This is a genomic window from Janthinobacterium sp. GL_088, from assembly GCF_057837845.1.
Window position 1 is genome coordinate 769057 of sequence record NZ_CM174453.1, and the last position, 21375, is coordinate 790431.

Annotated in this window: 19 protein-coding genes and 1 tRNA gene; 18 read left to right on the plus strand and 2 right to left on the minus strand. The window is 63.0% G+C overall.

What is annotated here, in order from left to right; genetic code table 11:
• Positions 1-42: 42 nt before the first annotated feature.
• Together AC3IQ7_RS03415 and mutM are read right to left on the minus strand one after the other, a co-directional pair.
• Positions 43-1944, minus strand: a complete 1902-nt coding sequence (locus AC3IQ7_RS03415) for a dynamin family protein (RefSeq protein WP_489210378.1) — start codon at positions 1942-1944, stop codon at positions 43-45.
• 34 nt (positions 1945-1978) lie between these two features.
• Positions 1979-2815: a bifunctional DNA-formamidopyrimidine glycosylase/DNA-(apurinic or apyrimidinic site) lyase gene (gene mutM / locus AC3IQ7_RS03420; protein WP_489208360.1), complete on the minus strand. Its 837-nt coding sequence runs from the start codon at positions 2813-2815 to the stop codon at positions 1979-1981.
• Positions 2816-2982: 167 nt separating this feature from the next.
• Here mutM and AC3IQ7_RS03425 point away from each other — a divergent pair, with 167 nt between their 5' ends.
• From AC3IQ7_RS03425 to AC3IQ7_RS03510, 18 genes are all read left to right on the plus strand, one after another.
• Entirely contained in the window at positions 2983-4767 is a 1785-nt protein-coding gene (locus tag AC3IQ7_RS03425) for a tetratricopeptide repeat protein (RefSeq protein WP_489208361.1), read from the plus strand.
• 61 nt (positions 4768-4828) lie between these two features.
• Positions 4829-5479, plus strand: a complete 651-nt coding sequence (locus AC3IQ7_RS03430; protein WP_489208362.1) for an outer membrane lipoprotein LolB — start codon at positions 4829-4831, stop codon at positions 5477-5479.
• On the plus strand, positions 5476-6360 hold the full coding sequence (gene ispE / locus AC3IQ7_RS03435) for a 4-(cytidine 5'-diphospho)-2-C-methyl-D-erythritol kinase (RefSeq protein ID WP_489208363.1): 885 nt from the start codon (positions 5476-5478) through the stop codon (positions 6358-6360). Before AC3IQ7_RS03430 ends, ispE begins: the two co-directional genes overlap by 4 nt.
• 78 nt (positions 6361-6438) lie before the next feature.
• Positions 6439-6515 (plus strand) — tRNA-Gln (locus AC3IQ7_RS03440).
• 150 nt (positions 6516-6665) lie between these two features.
• On the plus strand, positions 6666-7616 hold the full coding sequence (locus AC3IQ7_RS03445; protein WP_034753270.1) for a ribose-phosphate pyrophosphokinase: 951 nt from the start codon (positions 6666-6668) through the stop codon (positions 7614-7616).
• Between the two features lie 167 nt (positions 7617-7783).
• Positions 7784-8392: a 50S ribosomal protein L25/general stress protein Ctc gene (locus AC3IQ7_RS03450; RefSeq protein WP_128141099.1), complete on the plus strand. Its 609-nt coding sequence runs from the start codon at positions 7784-7786 to the stop codon at positions 8390-8392.
• A gap of 115 nt (positions 8393-8507) precedes the next feature.
• Entirely contained in the window at positions 8508-9092 is a 585-nt protein-coding gene (gene pth / locus AC3IQ7_RS03455; protein WP_099378468.1) for an aminoacyl-tRNA hydrolase, read from the plus strand.
• 215 nt (positions 9093-9307) lie between these two features.
• Positions 9308-10399, plus strand: a complete 1092-nt coding sequence (gene ychF, locus AC3IQ7_RS03460) for a redox-regulated ATPase YchF (RefSeq protein ID WP_034778348.1) — start codon at positions 9308-9310, stop codon at positions 10397-10399.
• Positions 10400-10508: 109 nt separating this feature from the next.
• Entirely contained in the window at positions 10509-11432 is a 924-nt protein-coding gene (locus AC3IQ7_RS03465) for a glycosyltransferase family 2 protein (RefSeq protein ID WP_489208364.1), read from the plus strand.
• A 38-nt stretch (positions 11433-11470) separates the two neighbouring features.
• The gene (locus AC3IQ7_RS03470) at positions 11471-12019 is read left to right on the plus strand and encodes a dTDP-4-dehydrorhamnose 3,5-epimerase family protein (RefSeq protein WP_489208365.1); all 549 of its coding nucleotides are present in this window, start codon (positions 11471-11473) and stop codon (positions 12017-12019) included.
• Between the two features lie 21 nt (positions 12020-12040).
• Positions 12041-13453, plus strand: a complete 1413-nt coding sequence (locus AC3IQ7_RS03475) for a lipopolysaccharide biosynthesis protein (protein ID WP_489208366.1) — start codon at positions 12041-12043, stop codon at positions 13451-13453.
• A 121-nt stretch (positions 13454-13574) separates the two neighbouring features.
• The gene (locus AC3IQ7_RS03480) at positions 13575-14093 is read left to right on the plus strand and encodes a sigma-70 family RNA polymerase sigma factor (protein WP_099378628.1); all 519 of its coding nucleotides are present in this window, start codon (positions 13575-13577) and stop codon (positions 14091-14093) included.
• A 3-nt stretch (positions 14094-14096) separates the two neighbouring features.
• A complete protein-coding gene (locus AC3IQ7_RS03485; RefSeq protein WP_489208367.1) occupies positions 14097-15065 on the plus strand; it encodes a FecR domain-containing protein in 969 nt (322 codons plus the stop codon).
• A 115-nt stretch (positions 15066-15180) separates the two neighbouring features.
• Positions 15181-16947, plus strand: a complete 1767-nt coding sequence (locus AC3IQ7_RS03490) for an ABC transporter ATP-binding protein (RefSeq protein ID WP_489208368.1) — start codon at positions 15181-15183, stop codon at positions 16945-16947.
• Positions 16941-18698, plus strand: a complete 1758-nt coding sequence (locus AC3IQ7_RS03495; RefSeq protein WP_489208369.1) for an ABC transporter ATP-binding protein — start codon at positions 16941-16943, stop codon at positions 18696-18698. The genes AC3IQ7_RS03490 and AC3IQ7_RS03495 overlap by 7 nt, the downstream gene beginning before the upstream one ends.
• A complete protein-coding gene (locus AC3IQ7_RS03500; RefSeq protein ID WP_489208370.1) occupies positions 18695-19660 on the plus strand; it encodes an ABC transporter permease in 966 nt (321 codons plus the stop codon). The genes AC3IQ7_RS03495 and AC3IQ7_RS03500 overlap by 4 nt, the downstream gene beginning before the upstream one ends.
• Entirely contained in the window at positions 19657-20607 is a 951-nt protein-coding gene (locus AC3IQ7_RS03505; protein WP_489208371.1) for an iron chelate uptake ABC transporter family permease subunit, read from the plus strand. The genes AC3IQ7_RS03500 and AC3IQ7_RS03505 overlap by 4 nt, the downstream gene beginning before the upstream one ends.
• Positions 20604-21374 carry an iron ABC transporter ATP-binding protein gene (locus AC3IQ7_RS03510; protein ID WP_489208372.1) on the plus strand — a complete coding sequence of 257 codons (771 nt, stop codon included), beginning with the start codon at positions 20604-20606 and terminating at the stop codon, positions 21372-21374. The genes AC3IQ7_RS03505 and AC3IQ7_RS03510 overlap by 4 nt, the downstream gene beginning before the upstream one ends.
• Position 21375 lies beyond the last annotated feature (1 nt).

Sequence of the window (21375 nt, forward strand, 5' to 3'; positions counted from 1 at the left end):
TGTTGGATGTTGCTGGTGCTGGTGCTGGTGCTGGTGCTGCGCTCAGCTTGCGCTGGCGGCGCGCAAGGTGGCCAGCAATTGCACCAGCTGCGCCTTGTCGCGTTCAAGCGCCGCCAGGCTCGCTTCAAAGCCGGCGATTTTCTGTTCCAGGCTGCCCGTGGCGTCGTGGATGCGTTGGATCGAGGCAAAGCGCAGTTTCAGCTGTTCCTTGTATTCGACGATCTGCGCTTCGAGTGGCGCCATGATGACTTTCAGCCAGGCGCTGGCGTCGTCGTTGGCGTTGGTGAAACTGCGGCGCACGCGCGAGGCGATGGTGTCGAAGAATTTTTCCATCAGCACGACCCGGCTGGTGGTGAGCAGGGTCGCCGTGCCGAATTGCTTATGGTAGACGGCTTCGATGTCGGCGATTTCCTGGCGGTAGCGGGCCAGTGAAAACGGCATCGGCAAGGCCAGCGCCAGGCCATGCTCGGAAGCGAATTTGCGGTACATCACGTTCATCATTTCCGTGATCTCGGACGTCTTGCCTTCCGAGCGGTCCAGGTTACTGGCGATGCGCTCGAAATACTGGCGCACGGCTTCGCGCAGGCCCGTGAAAAAGCGGCTGCGCTGCATGGCCGCGCGCACGCCATCGATATCGTCGCGCACGATGTCCATGCCGAGACTCGTGTACAGCTCCGTCGACAGGCGCGTAAATACGGCGCGCGTCGCTTGCAGCTTGAACAGGCTGCTGTCGAATTCCTTCTTCTCGATATCGATGCGCCGCATCATGTGTGCGATCACGCTCTGGTTCTTGCCGCGCAGGCTGTGCAGCTCGTGCAGCTGCTCGGCGATGCCGCGCGCGCGGGCCGCCGCCTGCACCTGCTGCGCCGCTTCGATGGCGTCCAGGTCGAACGCCAGCTGGCGCCGGATGATGTCCTTGCGCGCGGGGATCAGCTCCTCGAACAGGGCCGTCTCCAGCGCCTGCAAGCGGCTCTTTTCCAGCAGCGCCGCATCGTGGTTGATCTTGCCCACCAGGGCTTTTTGCGCGGAGACGGGGAATACCTGGCCAGGGTCCAGTGTCAACAGATGCGCCACGCTGGCCTGCTGGCGTTCGATCGCTTGCGCCACCTCGGCATCGCCGCGCAATTCGTCCCACATGCTGTCGATTTTGTTGAGCACCACCAGGCGCCCCGCGCCGGCGCCGATATGGTTGCGCCATACCTCGATGTCGCTGCGCGTGACGCCCGTGTCGGCCGCCAAAATGAACAGCACCGCGTGCGCGTTCGGGATCAGGTTCAGGGTCAGTTCCGGTTCCGTGCCGATGGCGTTCAGGCCGGGCGTGTCGAGGATCACCAGGCCCTGTTTCAGCAGCGGATGGGGGAAGTTGATGATGGCGTGGCGCCACATGGAGATTTCCACCTGGCCGTCCTCGTCGAGCATGGCGGGGGCGTCCGCGTCGTCGGCGTCGTACAGGCCGTAGCGTGCCGCTTCCTCGACGCTGACTTTTTTCGTCAGGCTCACCTGGCGGATGGCTTCCTGCATGTCGCCGCCCGCCTCGATGTTCAGGGACAGCACGGTCCAGGCGGCGGGCAGGTCGCGGTAGTCGCTGGTCGACAGGTTTTGCGCGCGCGTCTCGATGGGCAGCAGCCGGATCGATGGCGGCCAGGCCGCGTCGTACAGCAGCTCGGTGGGGCACATGGTGGTGCGGCCCGCGCCCGAGGGCAGGATGCGCTGGCCGTAGCCGGCAAAGAAGATGGCGTTGATCAGCTCGGATTTGCCGCGCGAGAATTCCGCCACGAAGGCAACAGATAAACGGTCGTCAGTCAGGCGGGAGACACAGCGCGCCAGGCGCAGCGCGGAGGCGCCGTCGACCAGGCCCGCCGCGCTGGCGGCTTGCCGGTATGCCTGCAAGGCGGCCTGCACGTCCTGGCGCCACGCGCTGTATTGTTCCAAGTCCCTGACCATCTGGCTCCCTTTTTCCATGACTTACTTTTGACCGCTATTTCTGACAATTCACGCAGTAAAACGTGGAACGCTGTCCCTGCACGATCTGGCGGATCGGTGCGCCGCACACGCGGCAGGGCTTGCCCGCGCGGTTGTACGTGAAGTACGTCTGCTGGAAGTAGCCGGACTGGCCGTTCACGCCGATGAAGTCGCGCAGGGTGCTGCCGCCCTGCACGATGGCTTCGGCCAGCACGTCGCGGATCGATTGCGCCAGTTTCTCATAGCGGGCCAGGCCGATGCGCCGGGCTGGCGTCTTCGGGTTGATCCCCGCGCGGAACAGGCTTTCGGAACAATAGATATTGCCCACGCCGACGACGATGTCGCCCGCCATCAGCACCTGCTTGATGTTGGTGCCCTTGTTGCGCGTTTTCTGGAACAGCAGCTGGCCCGTGAAGCCGCCTTCCAGCGGTTCCGTGCCGAGTCCCCGCAGCAGCGCGTGGCCGTCCAGCGGGCCGTCGGCTTCGTCATGCCACAGCACGGCGCCGAAGCGGCGCGGGTCCGTCATGCGCAGCACTTGGCTGCCACCGTCCGCGTCTTCCACGACGAGGTCGAAATGGTCGTGTTTTTGCGCTTCCGTCCCCGTGGGCAGCACGCGCAAATGGCCAGACATGCCCAGGTGGATGATCAGGGTGCCGTGGCGGAAGTGGATCAGCAGGTATTTGCCGCGCCGTCCCGTCAGACCGATGGTTTGCCCGGACAATTGTTCGCCCAGGGCAGGGGGAAAGGGCCAGCGCAGGCCGTCGCGGCGCAGCACGACGGAGCGCACGGCGCGCCCTTCGAGATGGGGCGCGACACCGCGCCGTGTGACTTCGACTTCTGGCAATTCTGGCATAGGGCTCGAATGGTGGAAAACCGGGTAAAAAACAGGCGGGTCGCCGGCCGATGGCTGGCCCGGGCAGGCTACGCCGCCACGACGTATATATTTCGTTACATACGTGAAGTACGCGATAGCCGCGTTGGGCGTAGAATCAGACTTTGCCGTTTAGCCAGGATCCGCCTTTGAAAAACGCTTTCGCCATTGTAACCTTGTCCGCCCTGATGGCCACGCATGCCATGGCACAGACGCCTGTTGCCCCTGTCGATGGGGCGGCCAGTCCCGCTGCGGCCGCTGCGCCGCAAGCGCCCGGTACCGAGTCCGGCGACGACGCCAAGGGCGAGAAGCTGCCCAAGGTCGAGTTGAGCAGCGATTTGCTGTACAAGCTGACCAAGGCTGAAATGGAATTCAAGAGCGGCCAGTGGCAAGGGCCGTACGTGACGATGATGGTGGCGGCGCAGCAGACGCGCGACCCGCGCCTGGCGCGCCGCGCTTCCGAAATGGCGCTGGCCGCCAAGCAGGGCAGCGAGGCGCTGGCGGCCATCCGCCTGTGGCGCGACCTGGCGCCCGAATCCGATGAGGCGACCCAGTTCTTCCTCGGCTTCGTCGTATTGACGGACAAGATCGAAGAAGCGGAACCGATCTTCGCCGAGCGCCTGGCCAATGCGCCAGGGGGGGCGCGCGGCGTGGCCCTGTTCCAGATGCAGCAGATCCTGTCGCGCTCGAATGACAAGCTGTTTGCGTATGCCATGCTCACGCGCCTGGTGCAGCCTTACCTGGACATGTTCGAAGCGCATCTGGTGCTGGCGCAGGGCGCCTTGTCGCTTGGCGAGCGTGAACGCGCCATCGGCGAAGCGAACAAGGCACTGTCGATCAAGCCGAACTCCGAGCTGGCCGCACTGACCCTGGCGCAGGTGACGGGCGAACCCGAAGCGGCAAACAAGGTGCTGGCCACGTTCCTGCAAAAGAATCCGGACGCCGTCGAAGTGCGCGGCGCGTACGCGCGCCTGCTGGTCGAGCAAAAACAGCTGGAGCCGGCGCGCGACCAGTTCCTGCTGCTGTTGAAAAGCCAGCCCGATAACGTGGGCGGCCTGTATGCGCTGGGCATCGTGGCGCTGCAGCTGGAAGACACCAAGGGCGCGGAGCAGTACTTCAAGCGCTTCCTGGCCGTGCTGGATAAAAATCCTGGCGACGCGCGCGATCCGTTCAAGGCCTTGATGATACTGTCGCAGATCGCCGAGACGCGCGGCGACACGGCCGGCGCCATCGCCTGGCTGGACAAGGTCGACAACAGCGCTTCCGCTGGTTATGTCGAGGCGCGCTTGCGCCGCGCCCAGCTGATCGCCCGTGGCGGCAATCTCGATGCGGCGCGCAAGGCGCTGACGGAAATCGAAACGGACGATCCGGCAAGCCAGGCGCAGGTGCTGCTGGTCGACGCGCAATTCCTGCGCGATGCCGGCTACGTGCAAAGCGCCTATACGGTGCTGGAAAACGCCTTGCTGCGCTTCCCCGACAATCCGGAACTGCTGTACGACTACGCCTTGCTGGCCGAGCGCCTGGATAAACTCGAGCTGATGGAAGCGAGCCTGCGCCGCGTGATGGCGCTGGCGCCCGACAATCAGCATGCGTATAACGCCCTGGGCTACTCGCTGGCCGAACGGGGCATCCGCCTTGAGGAGGCCCATGCGTTGATCGAAAAAGCGTTGCAGATGGCGCCGGGCGACCCGTTCATCATGGATAGCATGGGCTGGGTGCAGTTCCGCATGGGTAACCTGGCCGCCGCGGAAAACGCGCTGCGCCGCGCGTATGCCGTGCGCAGCGACCCGGAAATCGCCGTCCACCTGGGCGAAGTGCTGTGGCAGAAGGGCGACAAGGATGAAGCGCAAAAACTGTGGCGCGAAGCGCGCAGCAAGGACCCGAAAAACGACGCGCTGAAAAGTACCCTGGCGCGCTTGAATGTCAGTTTGTGATTGAACCGATTAACTCAACTATAAAAAACCAGCGCCATGGCGCTGGTTTTTCCTTGTGCCCATGTTAAAAAAACTCCTTCCCCTCACACTGGTCTGCCTGTCCCTCTCGGCCTGCTCGACCCTGACCGCCCCCTTTTCGTCCGGCGCCGCACCCTCCGGTAAAACCGTCGCTGCTTACCGCGAACAGGTCGAGCTGACGGGCCGTTTAAACGTGGTGTACCAGAAAGATGACAAGCCGGAATCGGCCACCGTCAATTTCAACTGGCAGCAGACGGCGCAGCGCACGGATGTGACCTTGTACTCGCCCGTCGGCAGCACCCTGGCGACGATCGCCGTCACGCCGCAGCAAGCCGTGTTGACGCAAAGCGGCAAGGCGCCGCGCAGCGCGCCCGATGTCGATACCCTGAGCGCGCAGATGCTGGGCTGGTCCTTGCCCGTGTCGGGCTTGCGCGACTGGCTGCAAGGTTATGCCGTGGGCGCCGATGGCAAGCGCTTCGTCGCTTCACCGGCCAACGACAGCGTGACGACCAAAGACGGCTGGCGCCTGCGCTATGTGTCGTGGCAAGAAGTAGGGCAAAATGCGGCCGACAATACACCGGGCGCCTTGCCCCAACCGCGGCGTATCGATGCCGAACGCAATGCCAGCGCCCAGGCCGATGCCGTCTCGCTGCGCATCGTGCTCGATCCCGCCCCATCCGTACCTGCACCATGACATTGACGACCCTGAATAACTGCCCGGCACCGGCCAAACTGAACCTCTTTCTGCACGTCAACGGCCGCCGCGCCGATGGCTACCATCTGCTGCAGACGGTGTTCCAGTTGCTCGACCATGGCGACACCCTGCACTTCGCGCTGCGCGACGACACGGCGATCCACCGCGTGACGGAACTGTCCGGCGTGCCGCAAGAGCAAGACCTGATCATCCGCGCCGCGAAACTGTTGCAGGCCGAAGTGTTGTGCCGTACGGGCGCCTTGCCGCGCGGCGTCGATATCGCCATCGACAAGGTGCTGCCGATGGGCGGCGGGCTCGGTGGCGGTTCGTCCGACGCGGCCACGGCCCTGATGGCGCTCAATCGTCTGTGGCAGGCCGGTTTGACGCGCGAGGAATTGATGGCGCTGGGCTTGCCGCTGGGCGCCGATATCCCGTTTTTCATCTTTGGCGAAAACGCCTTTGCCGAAGGCGTGGGCGAAGCCCTGCAGTCCGTCGCCACGCCCGAATGCTGGTATGTGGTGATCGAGCCGGGCGTGCAAGTGCCTACCGCCGCAATTTTTTGCGCGGAAGGCTTGACGAGAAATACCGAACCCGTCACAATAGCGGACTTTTCCAGGCACCTCGCAGAAGGAAACGATGCGGGCGGGTTTGGTAAGAATGATTTACAGCAAGTGGCATGCAGTCTTTTCAAGCCGGTAGCAGATGCGGTAGAATGGCTGGGTGCTTACGGTGAGGCCAGGATGACTGGTTCCGGTGCTTGTGTGTTTAGTGCGTTTGATAGTCAGGAAGAAGCGGATGCGGTGCTCAGCAATGTGCCACCAGTCTGGATCGCCTGGAAGGCAAAAGCGCTGAATCACCACCCGATGCTCACCATGTTGTAGAGAGCAAAAAAAGATTTTGCTTAGCGTCAAATAGTCGGTATAATACTGGCCAACATGACGGCAAGCAGTCAGTAACGTAGGGGAATCGCCAAGCTGGTTAAGGCACTGGATTTTGATTCCAGCATGCGAAGGTTCGAATCCTTCTTCCCCTGCCACCATTTCACCGTAGTCTGTCGATGCGAAGTTAGCGTCCAGTACGGGAAAAAGCAGATGTGTCGCCACGCGGCATATTCTAAACAATGACTGACCGGGCCTATGCCCGGTTAGTGCTTTTCAAGACTTCTATATCACCTCTTGGGACTCCCATGGCTTACGAAAACCTGATGGTTTTTACCGGCAACGCGAATCCAGCGTTGGCAGAGGGGGTCGCAAAAAACCTCGGCATCCCTCTCGGTAAAGCAAACGTTTCGAAATTCTCCGACGGCGAAGTAATGGTCGAGATTAACGAAAACGTACGCGGCAAGGATGTTTTTGTTTTGCAATCCACCTGTGCTCCAACCAACGACAGCCTGATGGAAATCATGCTGATGGTTGATGCCTTGAAACGTGCTTCCGCTGGCCGTATCACCGCCGCAATTCCTTACTTCGGCTATGCCCGCCAAGACCGTCGTCCCCGCTCCGCGCGTGTGGCGATTTCGGCCAAGGTGGTGGCGAACATGCTGGAAGAAGCCGGTGTCGAGCGCGTCCTGATCATGGACTTGCACGCTGACCAGATTCAAGGTTTCTTCGATATCCCAGTCGACAATATTTACGCTTCGCCAATTTTGCTGGGTGACCTGCAAAAGAAAAACTACCAGGATCTGCTGGTGGTGTCGCCGGACGTCGGTGGTGTGGTACGTGCGCGCGCCCTGGCAAAACGCCTGGGCTGCGACCTGGCCATCATCGACAAGCGTCGTCCAAAAGCGAACGTGTCCGAAGTGATGAACATCATCGGTGAAGTCGAAGGCCGCAACTGCGTGATCATGGATGACATGGTCGACACGGCAGGCACCTTGACCAAGGCTGCCGAAGTGCTCAAAGAGCGCGGCGCGAAAAAAGTCGTGGCGTATTGCACGCACGCAGTGCTGTCGGGCCCGGCGATCGACCGTATTTCGGCCTCGCCACTCGATGAGCTGGTCGTGACCGATACGATCCCCCTGTCCGAAGCGGCCCTGGCCTGCGGCAAGATCCGTCAATTGACGTGCGCGCCGCTGCTGGCCGAGACGTTCAAACGCATCATCAAGGGTGACTCGGTCATCTCGCTGTTCATCGATTAATTCGGTAAGAGCAGCAACAGACGTAATGCCTGCGGCGCGACCGGCTTTTTGCCTGTTGCGCCGCAGTGTTTTAGTTTTCGGGGTGTTTTGCACCCATTTTCGAGGATTCCTGGTCGCGGGAGTCTTCATAACACAAGGCGCAAGCCTTGTTCTTCTTGGAGTTTCACATGAAAGTTATCGCATTTAAACGCGAATTGCAAGGTTCCGGAGCGAGCCGCCGCCTGCGCATTTCCGGCCAAACCCCTGGTATCGTCTACGGTGGCGCTGAAGCCCCTGTGCTGATCTCGCTGGATCACAACGCCCTGTACCACGCGTTGAAAAAAGAAGTGTTCCACTCGTCGATCCTGGATCTGGAAATCGACGGCGTTTCCCAGCAAGTTCTGTTGCGCGACTTCCAAGTCCACGCATACAAACAACTGGTTCTGCACGCTGACTTCCAGCGCGTTGATGCTAAGCAAGCTATCCACGTGAAAGTGGCGCTGCACTTCGTAAACGCTGACGTTTCCCCAGCAGTCAAACTGCACGGCGCGACCATCAGCCACGTAGCCAACGAAATCGAAGTTTCGTGCCTGCCAGGCCAACTGCCAGAATTCATCAACGTTGACCTGTCGAACATCGACGTCGGTCACTCGCTGCACGTTGGCGACCTGGTCCTGCCAGCTGGCGTGACCGCTGTCACCCACGGCGCCAACCTGACCATCGCTACCGCTTCGGTACCGGCTGGCCACGTTGCTGCTGAAGCCGCTGCTGCTGAAGTTGTTGCTGACAAGAAGTAATTCTGCTGCCGCAGCAATGCGGTAGTCGCAAGGAAAAACCCGTCCGGTTCGCTCCGGACGGGTTTTTTTCTGCCCGTTTTCACCGATAATACGTTTTTACACTGCAGACACAGCCATGCCCATACGCCTGATCGTCGGCCTCGGCAACCCGGGACCCGAATACGAACAAACCCGCCACAATGCCGGCTTCTGGCTGGTGGACAACCTTGCCAACAGCTTGCCCGGCACGCGCTTGCAGCGCGATTCGCGCTATAACGCCATGCTGGCCAAGACTTCCATTGGCGGCAACGAAGTGTGGCTGCTCGAACCGCTGACCTTCATGAACCGCTCGGGCCAGTCCGTGGGCGCGCTGGCGCGTTTCTTCAAGATCGCCGCCGATGAAGTGCTGGTCGTGCACGACGAACTTGATCTGATGCCCGGTATCGCGCGCCTGAAAAAGGGCGGCTCGGCCGGTGGCCACAATGGTTTGAAAGACATCACGGCCGCGCTGGGTACGCAGGATTACTGGCGCTTGCGCCTGGGTATCGGTCACCCGCGCACCCTCAGCCTGCAGCAGCAGGTGGCCGACTTCGTGCTGCACCGCCCGCGCCGCGAAGACCAGGAACTGATCGAGCAAGCGATAGAAAAATCCTTGCAGGTCATGCCGCAGATCATCGAAGGCAAGTTCGAGGCCGCAACCATGAAGCTGCATACTGCCTGAGAACAGGGCCTGATGGCGTCACGATACGGCTGTTTTGGCGTCATTTGCCCATCATCGGGCTTTTGAAGCGCGCGCGACACGGGTACAATTGACCCCTTGAAATGCAGCACACGCACTATCCCCGGAAAAGGGCGAAGCATCGTCCCGTTTTCCCTAACAGCACGGCAAGCACGCCGATAGACGGCGCCATGTGCTTTGATTATTAAAGGTTTTCCATGAGTCTCCAATGCGGTATCGTCGGCTTGCCGAACGTCGGCAAGTCCACCCTGTTCAATGCACTGACGAAAGCCGGCATCCCGGCTGAAAACTATCCGTTCTGCACCATCGAGCCGAACGTCGGCGTCGTCGAAGTGCCGGACCCACGCATGGATGCGCTGGCTGCCATCGTCAAGCCGGAACGCATGGTCAACGCCATCGTGGAATTCGTCGATATCGCCGGCCTGGTGGCTGGTGCATCGAAGGGCGAGGGCCTGGGCAACCAGTTCCTGTCGCACATCCGCGAAACGGACGCCATCGTCAACGTCGTGCGCTGCTTCGAAGATGACAACGTCATCCACGTGGCCGGCAAGATCAATCCGCTCGACGATATCGAAGTCATCCAGACCGAACTGGCACTGGCCGACATGGGCACCGTGGAAAAAGCCATCCACCGCGAAAACAAGAAAGCCCGTTCGGGCGACAAGGACGCGGCCAAGCTGCTGGCCATCATGGAACGCATGATGCCTTACCTGAACGATGCAAAGCCCGTGCGCGCCATGGGCCTGGACGCCGACGAAATGGAACTGATCAAGCCGCTGTGCCTGATCACGGCCAAGCCGGCCATGTTCGTGGCCAACGTGTCCGACACGGGCTTCACGAATAACCCTTTGCTGGACCAGCTGACGGCGTATGCGCAATCGCAAAACGCCCCTATCGTCGCCATCTGCGCGGCGCTGGAAGCGGAAATCGCCGACCTGGACGACGCCGACAAGGGCGCTTTCCTGGCCGACATGGGCATGGAAGAGCCAGGCCTGGACCGCCTGATCCGCGGCGCCTACAAACTGCTGGGCCTGCAAACCTACTTCACGGCTGGCGTGAAGGAAGTGCGCGCCTGGACCATCCATGTGGGCGACACGGCGCCGCAAGCAGCCGGCGTGATCCACACCGACTTCGAACGCGGCTTCATCCGCGCACAAACCATCGCCTATGACGACTTCATCGCCTACAAGGGCGAAGCGGGCGCCAAGGAAGCGGGCAAGATGCGCGCCGAAGGCAAGGAATATGTCGTCAAGGATGGCGACGTGCTGAATTTCCTGTTCAACGTCTAAGGACAGATGCTTGCTGGCGAGCGCCAGCAACATACTGCATTCGTCCATTGCGAAATGCCGCTCAGTGACCTGCGCGGCATTTTTTTGTCTGTGATGTGAAAGGCTTGCCATGCAGTCAGAGAGACAACCGCTCGTTTCCATTGTCATGGCCACGTATAACCGGAGCAATATCCTCGGGTATGCGATTCAATCGGTACTCGCCAGCACCGTGCAGGATTGGGAGCTGATTATTGTCGGCGATTGCTGCACCGACGATACCGCCGAGGTGGTCGCCGCGTTCGGCGACGCGCGCATCCGCTTTGTGAATCTGGAAACCAATTACGGCGAACAGACGGGGCCCAACAATCTCGGCGTCAGCCTGGCGCGCGGCACCTATCTCGCATTCCTGAACCACGACGACCTATGGTTGCCCGATCATTTGCAAAGCAGTATCGATGTCCTCGAGCGCACCGGGGCTGACCTGGTTTTTGGCCAGGGACTGGTGGTCTTGCCAATGGAATATCACATGGTTGGGGCGCTGGCTGACGGTGTGCAGCCTTACCGTCCGTGGATGGACGTGCCGGCCACTCTGTGGGTCATGCGGCGTGAGCTGGCCCGGCAGATCGGCCCATGGCAGCCATCATGGGAAGTGCGGTGCTGGCCATCGCAAGCCTGGTTGCACCGCGTGTATCGCGCGGGTCGGCCGATGCTGGCCCATCCCCGCATCGGCGCCATCCTGATCCAGTCTGGCAGCCGCAGCAATGCCTATCTGGAGCGGCAGCACAGCGAGCATGCGTTCTGGTGGGCGCAAATGCAAGATCCGCTCAATATCCTGCAGGCCGTCTCCAAACTCCATGGCAAGGTGGGGCAGGAGCGCTTGATTGCGCCGCTACAGTCTGCCATAACGACCATGAAAGCACTGTCGCGCCGCCTCTGTTACCTGTTGGGATTGTGGCCGCCGCGTCCCAGTTTCTGGCTCAAGTATTGGCGTAAAGGTACATACTTGCGTGAATTACGCCGCCGCAGGGGATTGAAGGATATGCCGCGGCGATAGATAAGAGCATTTTTATAAAATTTCTGGGGGTAGATCTGGTGGCTGAGAAAGATAACTGGTTGTTGGCTGGCGCGAAGCAGGATGGCGAAAGCATTACCAAGGAATGGAAGCCGACGACGCCGTCCTTGATCGATGGCGTGATCTTTCAGGAAATCAAGCCTGTGTTGACGGCGTACGGCAGTCTGACTGAAATTTTCCGTACTGAATGGGTGCCTGGTGCGGCGCAGATAGGCCAGATATTCGCCTCGACCCTGGAGCCGGGCGGACTGAGCGCCTGGCATGCGCATGCCATCACGACGGACCGCCTGTTCGTGGCGGCGGGCCAGATGCGCGTGGTGCTGTACGACGCGCGCGCGGATTCGCCGACCTTTGGCATGCTCAACGAATTCAAGCTGGGCACCAAGCGCCCCGGCCTGCTCGTCGTGCCGCCGCGCGTCTGGCATGGCGTGCAGAATTACTGCAGCACGCCGGCCATCCTCGTCAATGCGGTGGACCATGCGTATCGCTATGATGCGCCGGATCACTGGCGCGTGCCGGCCGATTCGGACACGGTGCCGTATCGTTTCTCCAACGACAGGCATGGCTGAGATGCCGGGCCCGGCTGAACGATGCGCCTGATCCGTCTCGCGGGTTTTTCAGCCGGCCCCATCTTGTCGCTGCTGTGCGGGCTTGCCACCGTGCCTGCCGTGGCCTGGCTGTTTCCGCCTGCCGACATCGGCAAGCTGGATTTCTTCATGACCGCGTGCACGGTGGCCGGTTTGTTGCTGTCGCTGGGGCTGGATAAGGCTTTCCTGCATGAGTACCATTACAGCACCACGCGTAGCGGCTTGCTGAAAGCGTGCCTGTTGCCGGCCCTGCTGCTCGCGCCCGTGGCCCTGGCCGTGATACTCGTGTTTGCCGCGCCGGTAGCACAACTGTTATTTGATGTGGCGCAACCTGCACTGGCTGTCCTGTTCGCTGCCGGCATGCTGAGCGCCCTGACCAATCGCCTGATCGCGCAGCTCTTCCGCATGCAGGAACGCGCCTGGGTATTCAGCCTGGCGCAGGTCTTGCCGAAAATGTCGCTGCTGTTGCTGCTGCCTGTGCTGTGGTGGGATCCGCAGCGCAATTTCGTGCACCTGGCAAGCCTGGTCGTGGCCAGCACCTGGCTGGTCACGCTATGGCTGTTGTGGCATGCGCGCGCATCGCTGGCGCAAGCGTGGAGCGCCGCCGTGGACCGGGTGCTGCTGCGGCGCCTGCTTTCCGAGGCGGCGCCCCTGCTGGTGAGCGCCATTGGCCACCTTTCCATGTTGTCGGCCGGCATGGGCTTGCTGCGTTTCTTTGCCGGCTTTGACGAGCTCGGTATTTATGCACTGGCCACGCGCGTGGCCGCCGGCGCCTGGCTGGTGCAGTCGATTTTTACGATTGTGTGGATACCGCAAGTACACAAATGGGCCGCGGCCGGCGGCGACCTGTCGAATATCGCGGCCATTTGCCGTCATGCGCAAGCCGTCGTGGTGGTGGGCTTTTGCCTGGCGGGCGCCCTGGCCTGGCTGATCGGTTGGGTCTTGCCTTCCAACTATCATGGCGTCGCCTACCTGGCGGTGGCCACCGTGGGACAGCCGCTGTTGTATGCGCTGGCCGAAGTGAGCGGTGTCGGCATCAATCTGGCCCGCCGTCCAGCATGCTCCATCGCCGCCTTTGCGGCAGGCTTGCTGGGCACCTTGCTGGCGGGCGCCGTGCTGGTGCCACGTTGTGGCGCCACGGGCGCCGCCGTCTCGCAACTGCTGGGTTTCCTCGTGTATTTTGTCGTCAAGACGGAGCTGGGCATGCGCGTCTGGCGTCCGCTGCCGCGCCGTTCGCTGTACCTGAGCGCCTTCCTGCTGTCGCTGCTGGCGGCGGGCCACGCGGTTTTTGCCCAGCGCCTGGGGGCCCTTGCTCCGCTGGCGTGGGGCGTGCTGCTGGTGGCCGTACTGTACGTCTGCCGGCCTTCGCTGCAGGCCGCGTTCAGGCTGCTCAAGCCCGTCCGCCAGCAGGGCTGACAGCGTTTGCCGCCTGTCGCCGTCTTGCGTTTTCCTGCTTACTCCGCGTACAATGAGAATAATTCTCATTTATAATCCGATGCGCCTGTGCTTGCCGGCCGTTGGCGACAGGAAGGGTATCGTGAGCACCGCCGAGTTAGCGCTTCAGCAGCAAGTCAGCAGTCTGTACACCGACCACCATCACTGGCTGCGTGGCTTGCTGCGCCGTAAACTGGGCAATGCCTTCGATGCGGCCGACCTGGCGCACGATGTGTACCTGCACCTGATGAAGACGGGCAGGGTGCCGCCGGCCGGGGAGTCGCGCCGCCACCTGACGCAGATCGCCAACGGCATGGTCATCGACCTGTACCGCCGCCGCCAGATCGAAACGGCCTACCTGGAAGTGCTGGCCCTGGTGCCCGAAGCGCTGGCGCCGTCCGAGGAGGAGCGCGCGCTGGTGATCGAGGCGCTGACGGAAATCGACGCGGTGCTGCACCAGCTGCCCGCCAAGGCGCGCAAGGCCTTGCTGTTGTGCAAACTTGATGGCCTGAGCTACCGCGACATTGCCGCCGAATTGCAGGTGTCCGTCTCGTCCGTCGAAAAATACATCGCCGCCGGTTTGCTGGCCTGCTACCAGGCCATGCACGCCCAGGTAGCCTGAGCCATGGAGGTGGTGATTGCACCGGCCATCGTGCAGCAGGCAGCCCAGTGGATGGCGCGCCTGTGGTCCGATGACGTCAGCGACGCGGACCGGGATGCCTGTGCCCGCTGGTGTGCCGCCCATCCGCATCACGCCATCGCCTGGCAGCGTTTGCAGGCGTTCGAAGGCAAGCTGCACAGCGTGCCGCGCGACGCGGCCCGGCACGCGCTGCGCGAACCGGCGCCGGCCGCCTACCTGAACCGCCGCCGTGCCCTGAAACTGCTGGCCGTGTTGCTGCCCGTGGGCGGCATGGCATACCTGCTGCGCGGCACGGATGCCTGGCAAGTGGCCACGGCAGGGCATAGCACCGACACGGGCGAGATCCGCGAGATGACCTTGCCTGACGGCACGCGCGTGATGCTCGCTTCCGCTTCCGCCATCGATGTGCGCTTCGACGCCAGCGAGCGCTTGCTGATCCTGCGCAGCGGCGAAATCCTCGTCACCACGGCGCACGATCCCGACCCGGCGCAGCGGCCTTTCCGCGTGCAGGGCCGCCACGGCACGGTGCAGGCGCTGGGTACGCGTTTTACCTTGCGGCAAGACGAATACACGTCGCGCGTGGCCGTCTTCGAGGGCGCCGTCGAAATACGCCTCGCGCATGCGCCGGGCCACGCCGTGGGCATCGCCACGGGCTACAGTGCCATCTTCTCGGCGGACATCGTGCAATCGGCCGCCCCCGCGCCTGCCAGCGCGGCGGCCTGGACGAAGGGCGTGCTGGTGGCCGACAACATGCGCCTCGATGATCTGCTTGCGGAACTGGCCCGTTACCGCCCCGGCCTGCTGCGCTGCGACCCGGCCGTGGCCAGCTTGAGCGTCAACGGCGTGTTTTCCCTGCGCGACACGGACCGCGCCCTGCACAACCTGGCGCTGGCCTTGCCCGTGCAAATCGTCGCGCGCACGCGCTACTGGGTGACCGTGCAAGCCATACCCTAAGCCTCTGCCTGACAATTTCGCGGGCCCGATTGAGGGTTTCGCATTCTCGTTCGGGATATAGGGTGAGAGCCACCCTTAATCATTGACCTTATGCACGTTTTCCCCCGCCTTTCCCATGAGTAGCCCAAGCCGCCAGGCCGGCCCGATCAGCCGGATACTCCAGCCCATCCGCGGACGCCTGATCGCCGCCGCCGTGCTGGCCGGCACGGGTTCCATGCTGACCCTGGTGCCGCTGGCCGGCATCGCGCAGCTCGCGCACATCGCCCTGAACCCCGCGCTGGCGCAGGGCGATGTGTGGCAGATCATCCTCGTCAGCGTCGCCTGCCTGTTTGCCGGCATGGCCCTGATCTCGCTGGGCGAGCTGGCCGCACACCTGGCCGACAACCGCCTCACCCATCAATTGCGCCTGCAAGCCATGCAGCGCCTGGGGCAGGTGCCGCTGGGCTGGTTCACCAGCCGCGCCTCGGGCGAGGTCAAGCAGGCGATGCAGGACGACATCAATACCTTGCACAGCCTTACCGCCCACTTCTATACGACGACGGGGCGAGCCGTGGGCGCCATCGCCATCTCCGTCATTTACTTGTTCGCCATGGACTGGCGCCTGGCCATCGTTTCGATATTGCCATTTCCCGGCTTTTTCCTGTTCTTCGGCCGCGCCATGAAGGCCAGCGGCGGCAACATGGAACAATTCGTCGCCGGCATGGGACGCATCAACAATGCCGTGGTGGAGTTCGTCAACGGCATTCCCGTGGTCAAGGCCTTTGGCGCCACAGGACGCGCACACGGCAGCTACCGCGCGGCCGTCGATGCGTTTGCCGACGCGTTTGCCGCATTTACGCGTCCGCTGGTCGGTTCCATGGCCAACGCCAACGCGCTGATCGCGCCCGTCGCCGTGCTGGGCGTGGTGGTGCTTGCCGGCACGGCCTTCGTGGCCCTGGACTGGATGGCGCCCGTCGATATCCTGCCGTTCGCCCTCGTGGCGCCCGGCATTTCCGCACCGATGCTGCTGCTGCACTACCTCACGCATGACCTCAACAACGCCACGGGCGCGGCCCAGCGCGTGCAAGCCTTGCTCGATACGCCCGTGCTGGCGCAGCCGGCGCCCGGGCAGCAGCAGTTACCCATCGGCACGGAGATCCGCATGGAGAACCTGGGCTATGCCTACGATGGCCAGAACAAGGTGCTGTCGGACATCACGCTGACCTTGCAACCTGGCACGGTGACGGCCATCGTTGGCGCTTCCGGTTCCGGCAAGTCGACCCTGGCGCGGCTACTGCTGCGCTTTTTTGATCCGACCGAAGGACGCATCACCTTGGGTGGCGTCGACCTGCGGCACATCGCCACGCCCGAGTTGTACCGGCGCATCGGTTTCGTGCTGCAGGAAGTGCGGCTGATCCATGCCAGCGTGCGCGAAAACATCGCGCTGGGCCGGCCATCTGCCAGCACGCATGAGATCGAAGCGGCGGCGCGCCTGGCGAATATCCACGAGCGCATCCTGGCCTTGCCACGCGGCTACGATTCCGTCATCGGCGAGGATGCGCAACTGTCCGGCGGCGAGTTGCAGCGCGTGAGCATTGCCCGCGCCGTGCTGCTCGATCCAAACGTGCTGGTGCTCGATGAAGCGACGGCGGCGGCCGATGCGGAAAACGAAGTGGCAATCCAGGACGCCTTGTCGCGCTTTGCGCAAGGCCGCACCTTGCTGGTGATCGCGCACCGGCTCGACACCATCATGCATGCCGACAACATCGTCGTGGTCGAGAACGGCGTCATCGTCGAGCAGGGCAGCCATGCCGGCTTGCTTGCCCACCAGGGCCGCTATGCGCAACTGTGGGCGCTGGGCGGCTACCAAGCCACCTCGGAAGAAACGGTGCTCCCATGCTGAAAACATTCATTCAATTGCTGGGCGATGATGCACCCGTGTTCCGCCGTTATGTTGCCATGGCACTCGCGTATGGCGTGCTCAGCGGGCTGACGATCACGGCGCTGGTGCTGGCCCTGGGCCGGCTGCTGGCTGGCGACCTGGACGGCGCGGCCCTGTGGCTGCTGGTGCTGCTGGCCGGGCTGGTCGCCTGCTGGGCCTGGCGGCGCCAGGTGGAAAAGGCGGGCGTGCGCGTGGGCGTGACGGTCTTGCAGGGCGCGCGCCAGCGCCTGGGCGACCATGTGGCGCGCCTGCCCGTCGGCTGGTTCACGCCGGACAACACGGCGAAACTCGGTCACGTCATTACGCAAGGCATGATGAATGTGGCGCAACTGCCTGCCCATGTGCTCACACCCGTCATCTGCGGCGCCGTCACGCCCGTCGTGATGGCCGCTGCGCTGTTTGCGCTGCACTGGCACCTGGGTCTCATCGCGCTGCTGGCGCTACCCCTGCTGGCGGGCGCCTTGCGGCTCACGGCGCACCTGGGCCAGCGCGCGGACGATGCCTACCACCATCATTTTGCCCAGACCAGCCAGCGCCTTGTGGAGTTTGCGCAAGCCCAGTCGGTACTGCGTGCATTTAACGGTGAAAATGTGGATGGTGGCACGCGTTTCCTCAAGCAAGCCATCGACGCGCAGCGCCACTCAGGCACGCGGCTGATCTATCTTTCCGCGCTGTCTTCCGTGCTCAATGCCTGGACCGTGCAAGCCATCTTCGCCGCCTTGCTGGCCGCCTCCGCGAGCCTGCTCGGTACGGTAGCGGTGGCAGACGCCATCGCCATCATCGTGGCCTTGCTGCTGGTGGTGCGCTTTGTCGACCCGCTGCAGGAAGTGGCCAGCTATGGCGAAGTGCTGCGCGGCGCGCGCGGTCCGCTCGATGCGGCGCGCGATATTTTCGCCGTGCAACCGCTGCCGGAGGTACACGAGCCGCAAGCGCCGCGCGATGGTTCCGTTGAGTTGCGCGACGTGGCTTTCCGCTATGCACAGGATCAGCCGGACGTCTTGACGGACATCAACCTGTACATCGCACCGGGCAGCATGACGGCGCTGATCGGCGCCTCCGGCTCCGGCAAGACGACCCTGGTGCGCCTGATGGCGCGCTTCTTTGACGCCAGTGCAGGCACGGTGCAGGTGGGCGGCGTCGATGTGCGGAATATGTCCAGCGAGCAATTGGCTGGCCAGATCAGCCAGATATTCCAGGACAGTTATTTGTTCCAGGGCAGCATCGGCGACAACATCCGCATCGGCAAACCGGATGCGACCGAGGCCGAGGTGCTGGAAGCGGCGCGCCAGGCGGGCGTGGCCGAGATCATCGCCCGCTTGCCGCAGGGACTCGATACCCTGGTCGGCGAGGGCGGCGCGCGCCTGTCCGGCGGCGAACGCCAGCGCATCGCGATTGCCCGCGCGCTGGTCAAGGATGCACCGATTCTGCTGGTCGATGAAGCGACGGCCGCGCTCGACGCGGAAAACCAGGCCGCCATCGCCGAAGCGCTGGCGCGGCTGCGCGGCAAGCGCACGGTGATCGTCATCGCCCACCAGCTGTCGACGGTGGCCATGGCCGACCAGATCGTCGTGCTCGATGGCGGCATGCTCCGTGAGCAGGGCGCGCCAGCCACCTTGCGTGAGCAGGGCGGCCTGTATGCCCACTTCCTGGCCCAGCGCCAGGCGGCCAAGGGCTGGCGCATCGCCGCGCCTGCGCCGGAGTCCGGCATTTGACACGCGCACGTTTGTTTTTGGTCTTCTTCCTGCTGTGCTGCGCCTCGCTGCTGGTCGGCGCCAGGCAGATGGAGTGGGCACAGCTGTGGTCGCCATCGTTGTCTTCCGGCGCGCTGTCCGACGATACCTGGCTGACCCTGACGGCCAGCCGGCTGCCGCGTCTGGCGGCGCTGGTGCTGACAGGTGTCGGCCTGTCCGTGTGCGGCGTCATCCTGCAGCACATCGTGCGCAACAAATTCGTCGAGCCGGCCACCTCGGGCGGCCTCGACGCGGCCAAGCTGGGCATCCTCGTGGCGCTGACCGTGGCGCCCGCGGCGGGCACGGCCGGCAAGATGGCGTTCGCGCTGGCCTTCTGCCTTGCCGCCAGCGTACTGTACGTGGCCCTGATCCGCCGCATTCGCTTCAAGAACACGATCCTGGTGCCTGTCATCGGTCTCGTGTATGGCGGCGTGCTCGGCGCCGTGGCCGAGTTTTATGCCTATCGCAACAATATGTTGCAAAGCATGCAGGGCTGGCTGCTCGGCGATTTTTCCCGCATCGTGCAGGGCAACTATGAAATCATTTATCTGATCCTGCCCATCGTTGTCCTCACGTATGTGTACGCGCAGCGTTTTACCGTGCTGGGCATGGGAGAGGGCATGGCTACCAGCCTGGGCCTGAACTATGCGGGCACAGTGGCGCTGGGCCTGATGCTGGTGGCCGTCACGGTGGCGGCCACGGTGATCACGGTAGGGGCGATTCCGTTTGTCGGCCTCGCCATCCCCAACCTGGTGGCCTTGCGCTACGGCGACAATCTGGGCCGCACCTTGCCCCTCGTCGCCCTGTGCGGCGCGTCGCTGCTGCTGGCTTGCGACATCGCCGGGCGCTTGCTGATCTACCCGTTCGAAGTGCCGATTGGCCTGACGGCGGGCGGCGTGGGTGGGCTGCTGTTCCTCACATTGATCATCCGGGGGCGGCGATGAGGCGGCTATTCAAGCAGCGGACGCTGTGGCTGGCCGTGCTTGTTTTGGCCGTGGCTTTCCTCTGCATTGGCGCCAATCTTGACTTCGATTACGTCATCCCGAAGCGCCTGTCGCGGCTGGCTGCCATCGCCATCGGCGGCGTTTGCGTGGCCGTGTCCTCGATCGTGTTCCAGACCATCGCCGGCAACCGGATACTGACGCCGGCCGTCATGGGTTACGAAGCCGTCTACCTGCTGCTGCAATCGTTGCTGATCCTGGCGATGGGCATGCACAGCGTGGTGCTACTGGGACAGAACGGCAATTTTGTCGTGTCCATCGCGCTGATGCTCGCGTATTCCTGGGCCATCCACTATTGGTTGTTTCGTGATGGCAAGAACAACGTGTATTTCCTGTTGCTGCTGGGATTCGTGCTGACGATGGTGATCGGCACATTTACCCAGTTCATCCAGCTGCGCATCAGTCCGGGCGAGTTCGCCATCTTGCAAGGCTTCAGCCAGGCCTCGTTCAACAAGGCGCAGCCCGCACAATTGCTGACCTCGGCCGTGCTGGCGGGCGCCGCCTGCATGGCTGTGCTGAAAACCTTGCCGGCGCTCGACGTGCTGGCGCTGGGGCGCGAGCAGGCGATATCGCTCGGTATCGATTACCGGCGCATGGTGCAGCTGCAGCTGGCGCTGATCGCCGTGCTGGTCGCCGTGTCGACCAGCTTGCTGGGCCCCACGGCCTTCATGGGTATCTTTGTGGCGAACACAACGTATGCCCTGGCCCGCACGGCGCGCCACCGCGTCACCTTGCCGCTGGGCTGCGCCATCGCCATCGCCATCTTCCTGGCCGCCCAGTTGCTGGTCGAGCACGTTTTCAATTACCGGACCACGGTCGGCATCCTCGTCAATCTGGTGTGTGGCGCGTATTTCCTCGCGCTCATGGTCCGCACCCGAGGCACCGCATGATCCACGTCAAACAGATTGAAAAAAGCTACGGCGCCAGGTGCGTGCTGGACAAGGTCAGCGCGCAGTTTCCCAAGGGAAAAGTGACTTCCCTGATCGGCCCGAATGGCGCCGGCAAGACCACCTTGCTGATGCTCATCGCGCGCCTGCAGGAAGCGAATGGCGGCGAGATCACGATAGACGGGCGTAGCATCGCGGCCATCAAGATCCAGGACTATGCGCGGCAAGTGGCCACCTTGCGCCAGTCGCCCGATTTTCACTTGCGCCTGACGGTGGAAGAGCTGGTCGCCTTTGGCCGCTTTCCCTACAGCCGTGGCGCACTGACGACGCAGGACGGGCAAGCGATCGATGACGCCATCGCCTTTTTGTCGCTGGAAAATTTGCGCGCCGCCTACGTCGATGAACTGAGCGGCGGCCAGCGGCAGATGGCCTTCCTGGCCATGACGATCGCCCAGCAGACGGATATTTTGCTGCTCGACGAGCCGCTCAACAACCTCGACATGAAACACGCCGTGCAGATCATGCGCGCGCTGCGCCGCCTGTGCGACGAGCAGGGCCGCACCGTGATCCTGGTGATCCACGACATCAATTTCGCAGCCAATTATTCCGACCACATCGTCGCCATGCAGGGCGGCACCGTGCGCTTCAGTGGCCCCGCGCATGAGGTCGTCACCGAGGAGCGCTTGCGCGCGCTGTACGACATCGATTTCCACATTGTGCGCAATGAGCGCGGCTGCGTCTGTAATTACTTTACCCCCACAGGAGCTTGAG